The following is a 6,553-nucleotide window of genomic DNA, read 5'->3' on the forward strand; positions in this document are numbered from 1 at the left end:
GTGCCCTTGTGGCACGGGGCTTTCCTGCGTTCACGAGATATTGCGTTACCCCTGTGCATCTGCAGGCGGTGGCTGAGGGTAAGGTCAGGGGGCATCATTGGCACGTTCTTCACACAGGAGGCCCCCGGGTGGAGGTCCAGGAGACTCGGGTTCAGACGGACCGGGTACTCACCATCCCCAACATCCTCAGCATGGCTCGCCTTGTTGGGGTTCCGCTCTTCCTGTGGCTGATTCTTCGCCCTGTGTTCGGCGGCCCCCAAAGCGATGGCTGGGCCTTGCTGGTGCTGATGTTCAGCGGCATCAGCGACTACCTCGACGGTAAGCTCGCCCGCCGGTGGAACCAGATCAGCAGCCTCGGTCGGCTCCTGGACCCTGCTGCAGACCGCCTCTACATCCTTTCGACCCTCGTCGGCCTGACCTGGCGGGAGATCCTGCCGCTCTGGCTCACCGCAGCTCTTCTGGCCCGCGAGCTGATGCTCCTCGTGATGGTGGGAATCCTTCGCCGCCACGGCTATCCGCCGCCCCAGGTGAACTTTCTGGGGAAGGCTGCCACGTTCAACTTGATGTACGCGTTCCCCTTGTTGCTGCTCAGCGACGGAAGTGGTTGGCTTGCATCGCTGGCCGCTATTTTCGGATGGGCGTTCGCAGGTTGGGGTACAACGCTCTACTGGTGGGCAGGGATCCTCTACGTGGTTCAGGTCCGCCGGGTCGTCAAGGCGGATGTAGCAGCCGATTGAGCTCGTTGATGCGGGTGCCGTGCAGTGTGGCCGGCCCGCCGCTGATGACCCGGATGGTGCCTTGACGGGCGAAGTCGGCCAGACCGTCGTCTCTGCAAGGAGGACGTTTCCGACATGAAGGCCGTCGTGATGGCTGGCGGCGAAGGTACTCGCCTTCGCCCCATGACCTCGAGCATGCCGAAGCCGCTTCTGCCCGTCGCTAATCGGCCGATCATGGAGCATGTGCTTCGGCTGCTCAAGCGACACGGGCTCAACGAGACCGTCGTAACGGTCCAGTTCCTCGCCTCGTTGGTCAAGAACTACTTCGGGGACGGCGAAGAGCTCGGGATGGAGCTCAGCTATGCCAATGAAGAGAAACCGCTGGGCACCGCGGGAAGCGTGAAGAATGCCGAGGAAGCGCTGAAGGACGACACCTTCCTCGTTATTTCCGGTGACGCGCTCACCGACTTCGATCTCACCGACCTCATCGCCTTCCACAAGGAAAAGGGCGGGCTGGTGACGGTGTGCCTGACCCGCGTGCCGAATCCTCTGGAATTCGGCATCACCATTGTGGACGAGGCGGGCCAGGTCGAGCGTTTCCTGGAGAAGCCGACCTGGGGCCAGGTCTTCTCGGACACCGTCAATACGGGCATCTATGTCATGGAGCCCGAGGTGTTCGACTATGTCGAGGCCGACATCTCGGTGGACTGGTCCGGTGATGTCTTCCCGCAGCTCATGAAGGAAGGCAAGCCCATCTACGGCTATGTCGCCGAGGGGTACTGGGAGGATGTCGGTACCCACGAGAGCTATGTGAAGGCCCAGGCAGACGTTCTTGAGCGCAAGGTCGATGTCGAGATCGACGGCTTCGAGATCTCGCCCGGCGTGTGGGTCGCCGAAGGCGCTGAAGTACATCCCGACGCCGTACTGCGAGGCCCCCTCTACATCGGGGACTACGCGAAAGTCGAAGCGGGGGTGGAGATTCGCGAGCACACGGTCATCGGGTCGAACGTTGTTGTCAAAAGCGGCGCATTCCTGCACAAGGCCGTGGTGCACGACAACGTTTACATCGGCCAGCACAGCAATTTGCGCGGATGCGTGATCGGGAAGAACACCGACGTCATGCGGGCCGCCCGTATCGAGGACGGCGCGGTCATCGGGGACGAGTGCCTGATCGGTGAAGAATCGATCATTCAGGGCAATGTTCGCGTGTACCCGTTCAAGACCATCGAAGCCGGAGCCTTCGTCAACACCTCCGTCATCTGGGAATCCCGCGGACAGGCCCACCTCTTCGGGGCCCGCGGTGTGTCCGGCATTCTGAACGTCGAGATCACGCCGGAGCTGGCTGTCCGGCTCGCCGGAGCCTATGCCACGACCCTCAAGAAGGGCTCGACGGTCACTACCGCCCGTGACCACTCCCGTGGCGCCCGTGCGCTGAAGAGAGCGGTGATCTCGGCGCTTCAGGCCAGCGCCATCGACGTCCGGGACCTGGAAAACGTACCGCTGCCCGTCGCACGCCAGCAGACCGCGCGGGGCAGCGCCGGCGGGATCATGATCCGTACGTCCCCCGGCGTGCCCGACTCGGTCGACATCATGTTCTTCGACGAGCGGGGCGCGGACCTCTCCCAGGCGCGGCAGCGGAAGCTGGACCGGGTTTATGCCCGTCAGGAATACCGCCGCGCCTTCCCGGGGGAGATCGGGGACCTGCACTTCCCATCCAGTGTCTTCGACTCGTACACCGGATCGCTGCTGCGGAACGTGGACACCACGGGGATTGCCGACGCGGGTCTCAAGGTTGTCGTCGACGCCTCCAACGGCAGTGCCGGGCTTGTCCTGCCCAGCTTGCTGGGCCGGCTCGGCGTGGACGCATTGACCATCAATCCCGGCCTCGACGAATCACGGCCCACCGAATCCGCCGCTACCCGGCGCGCAGGACTGGTGCGGTTGGGCGAGATCGTCTCCTCGGCACGGGCCGCGTTCGGCGTGCGGTTCGATCCGGTCGGCGAGCGACTCTCCCTGGTGGACGAACGGGGCAGGATCGTGGAGGACGACCGGGCGCTCCTGGTGATGCTCGACCTCGTGGCGGCCGAGCGGCGCAGCGGGCGGGTGGCGCTGCCGGTGACCACGACGCGGGTCGCCGAGCAGGTCGCGGCGTACCACGGCACGCAGGTCGAATGGACGACAACATCGCCAGACGATCTGACGCGTGTGGGACGCGAGGAAGGCACCATCTTCGGTGGAGACGGCCGCGGTGGCTTCATCGTTCCCGAGTTCAGCAGCGTCTTCGATGGATCTGCTGCTTTCGTGAGACTCATCGGGCTTGTCGCGAGGACCCAGCTCACCCTCAGCCAGATCGATGCCCGCATTCCCCGTGCCCATGTCCTGCGCCGTGATCTGGCCACACCCTGGGCCGTCAAGGGCCTGGTCATGCGGCGGGTTGTGGAGGCCGCCGGCGACCGCAGCGTCGATACGACGGACGGTGTACGGGTCGTCGAGGCCGACGGGCGATGGGTGATGGTGCTGCCGGACCCGGCCGAAGCGGTCACCCATTTGTGGGCTGAAGGTCCGGACGACGCCTCCGCGCAGGCGCTACTGGACGAATGGGCGGCGGTCGTGGAGAGCGCAGGTCACTGAGGGTTCCACCGGTGTGCCCAGAGGCGTCCAGCGGCGCCGTCGGGCCCACCGGTGGGGCCATTCGGCGGTAGCGGTGGCGACGTGCGACGATGTGCGGCATGTCGCAGCAACCCCCCGATCGGAGTATCGCCTCGCCTCCTGCACGCCCCGACGCCTCCATGTCGCTGCTGGCCAATGTGATGGACCACAGCCTGGACGACGGATACGCCGAGGCATCGGCGCGTCGCAGGGCCGATGGGAGTGCGGGCATGCCCCGCACACTCAAGTCGAAACTCGGCCTCGCCGCGTGTCTGGTGCTTGCTGCACTTGTGGTCACGCTCGGGGCCGCGCAGGCACGCGTCTCCGCTCCGGTCCTCGCCAAGGAGCGCGAGGAGTTGATCGACCGCATCGACGGGGAGACGGCGGCGGCCGACACCCTTGAGTCGCAGGTCGACAAGCTCAGGGACGACGTGGGAAGGCGCCAGCGCAAGGCGTTGGAGAAGCACGGCGGGGACCAGGGGGAGCTGGTGGCACTGCTTGCCGGGGCCACACCGGTGGAGGGGCCCGGCGTAAAACTTGCCGTCGACGACGCCAAGGACACCGACCAGGGCGGTGGCGGGCCGAGGGAGACCAGCGGATTCGCCGACACCGGGCGGGTCCGCGACCGGGACCTGCAACGGGTCGTCAACGGCCTCTGGCAGTCCGGTGCGGAGGCGATCGCGATCAACGGGCAGCGTCTGACGGCCCTGTCGGCGATCCGCGCGGCCGGCGACGCCATACTGGTCGACAACAGACCGCTCGTGCCGCCGTACACGGTGCTGGCGGTGGGGAATGGGAAGCAGCTCAGCACCGCATTCCAGGACAGCGCTGACGGCCAGTATCTGCAGGCGCTCAAGGACACCTTCGACATCCGGATGAGCATGTCCGTCCAGGAGAAAGTGAACCTCCCGGTTGCGCCGAGCCTGATCGTACGAACAGCAGAGCCTTATAAGGCCGCAGACACCGGCAGTGGTGCGGCAGAAACAGGGAAGGGCACATCTTGATCGCCGTACTGGGCCTCGTCGTGGGAGTCGTGGTCGGACTGTTGATCCGACCCGAGGTGCCGGCGGTGGTCGAACCCTATCTTCCGATCGCCGTCGTGGCTGCCCTCGACGCAGTCTTCGGGGGTCTGCGGGCCATGCTCGACGGAATCTTCGTCGACAAGGTGTTCGTCGTGTCGTTCCTGTCGAACGTCGTGGTGGCCGCACTGATCGTGTTCCTGGGCGACAAGCTTGGCGTCGGAGCGCAGCTCTCCACCGGTGTGGTGGTCGTGCTCGGGATCCGGATCTTCTCCAACGCCGCGGCCATCCGCCGGCACGTCTTCCGGGCCTGAGGCCGATGAGCAACGCAGAACTTCCCAGCGACAAGGGGCGCACCGGCGAGCAGCCGGCCGATGCCGCCAACGAGCTCACCGGGCGTCAGCGGCTGATCGCCGGACTCTGGCCGCCGCGGGTGACGCGGGCCCAACTCATCGTCGCGGTGCTGCTGTTCGTCCTCGGTCTCGGGCTGGCCATTCAGGTGCGCTCGAACAGTGACAACAGCGCACTGCGAGGTGCCCGCCAGGAGGACCTGGTCCGCATTCTCGATGAGCTGGACGACCGTACACAGCGCCTGGAGGACGAGAAGCAGCGCCTCGACGCTCAGCGTACGGAGTTGGAGAACAGCTCCGACCAGGCTGAGGAGGCGCGTAAGCAGACGGTGGAAAAGGAGCGGCAACTCGGTATTCTCGCGGGCACCGTGACGGCACACGGGCCCGGGATCACGCTCACCGTCAATGACCCGGGAGACGGGATCAAGGCGGACATGCTGCTCGACGCACTGCAGGAGTTGCGTGCGGCGGGTGCCGAGGCGATCGAGGTCAACGGAGTGAGAGTGGTGGCCAATACGTTCTTCTCCGGTGACGGGGGCAACGTGAAGGTGGACGGCCGTAAGATCACCGCGCCGTACGTGTTCAAGGTGATCGGCAAGCCCCAGGATCTGGAGCCGGCGCTGAACATCCCTGGCGGTGTGGTGCAGACACTCGAGAAGGAGCAGGCCACCGTGCATGTGGAGCAGGCCGAAGACATCGTCGTGGACGGCTTGCGACCGGCGAAGCGCCCTGACTACGCTCGGTCGTCATCCTCGTGAGGCCGCGGCACGGAGGGGTCGAAGGAGACGGGCAGGAGGTTGCGGGGGGTCGCCGCATCGTAATGGTGGTGCGTGGTGGAAACTGTCGAGTGGATACGGACGTTGTGAAGATGTCCGGGTCGGCAGGTGTGTTCGTTCAGGGTTCGTCCTGCCCCACGGGCGGGTCTATTTCGGTCAAGGGGAATCGCCCGTGAAGTTGTTTGGGAAGTTGTTCGGCAAGAGCGCTCGCGATGAAGCTGCCCGCCATCGCGCACCGCGCCATGGCCAGGCAGAGGAGCAGGGCGCGGAGCGCCCACTCTTCCGCGATCAGGTGTCCGGTTCGGACAGTGACAATTCGGGCGCTTCCGGCGCGTCGTCTGTTGACCCTGCCGGTGCCGGCCGCATAGGTTTCGGAGAACCGTCAACCTCAAGTACGGGTGGAGGGTTCGCCGCGAGGCAGGAGGGTTCGTCCATGCCGGTCTGTACGAGGTGCGGGCATCGCAACGCCGAGGCCGGTCGTTTCTGCTCCAACTGTGGTGCGCCGCTGAAGGGTGGAATTCCCGAGCGCGCCTCGGAGACGACCTCGACCATCTCCATCTCCGGTCTTGAGGCGTACGAGGCGGAGGCCACCGGGCAGACGCCCCTACCGTCCCTCTCGCCCGAGGCGCAGGCCGCTGTCGACGCTCTTCCGCTCGGCTCGGCGCTCCTGGTGGTGCGACGTGGTCCGAACTCCGGCAGCCGCTTCCTGCTGGACGGCGAGCTGACCACGGCCGGCCGCCACCCGCAGAGCGACATCTTCCTCGACGACGTGACGGTGTCGCGGCGGCATGTGGAGTTCCACAGGAGCCCCGACGGCAGCTTCACCGTCGGGGACGTGGGCAGCCTGAACGGTACCTACGTCAACCGGGAGCGCATCGACTCCGTCGGCCTGTCCAACGGCGACGAAGTGCAGATCGGCAAGTACCGGCTGGTCTTCTACGCGAGCCAGCGGGGCATCTGACCCGTCAGGGAAGGTCCATGCTGAGAACACCGACGGGCGGTGCCGGTCACCGCACCCCCCCCCCCCACGACCCCCCCAAGAG

Annotated in this window: 6 protein-coding genes; all 6 read left to right on the plus strand. The window is 65.9% G+C overall.

Annotated features, from left to right (window positions below):
- Positions 1-128 precede the first annotated feature (128 nt).
- The 6 genes from clsA (at position 129) to ABTZ94_RS35570 (ending at position 6,471) form a co-directional block, all read left to right on the plus strand.
- Positions 129-737, plus strand: a complete 609-nt coding sequence (clsA, locus tag ABTZ94_RS35545; RefSeq protein WP_351207259.1) for a cardiolipin synthase ClsA — start codon at positions 129-131, stop codon at positions 735-737.
- A gap of 114 nt (positions 738-851) precedes the next feature.
- On the plus strand, positions 852-3,347 hold the full coding sequence (locus tag ABTZ94_RS35550) for a sugar phosphate nucleotidyltransferase (protein ID WP_351207261.1): 2,496 nt from the start codon (positions 852-854) through the stop codon (positions 3,345-3,347).
- Positions 3,348-3,445: 98 nt separating this feature from the next.
- Positions 3,446-4,369, plus strand: a complete 924-nt coding sequence (locus tag ABTZ94_RS35555; RefSeq protein ID WP_351207263.1) for a DUF881 domain-containing protein — start codon at positions 3,446-3,448, stop codon at positions 4,367-4,369.
- Positions 4,366-4,698, plus strand: a complete 333-nt coding sequence (locus tag ABTZ94_RS35560; protein ID WP_010469069.1) for a small basic family protein — start codon at positions 4,366-4,368, stop codon at positions 4,696-4,698. The genes ABTZ94_RS35555 and ABTZ94_RS35560 overlap by 4 nt, the downstream gene beginning before the upstream one ends.
- A 5-nt stretch (positions 4,699-4,703) precedes the next feature.
- The gene (locus tag ABTZ94_RS35565; RefSeq protein WP_351207265.1) at positions 4,704-5,492 is read left to right on the plus strand and encodes a DUF881 domain-containing protein; all 789 of its coding nucleotides are present in this window, start codon (positions 4,704-4,706) and stop codon (positions 5,490-5,492) included.
- 190 nt (positions 5,493-5,682) lie between these two features.
- Positions 5,683-6,471, plus strand: coding sequence for an FHA domain-containing protein (locus ABTZ94_RS35570; RefSeq protein ID WP_351207267.1), 789 nt, complete (start codon positions 5,683-5,685; stop codon positions 6,469-6,471).
- Positions 6,472-6,553: the final 82 nt, after the last annotated feature.

Source organism: Streptomyces sp. NPDC002785 (assembly GCF_040295565.1).
Taxonomy (GTDB): Bacteria; Actinomycetota; Actinomycetes; order Streptomycetales; family Streptomycetaceae; genus Streptomyces.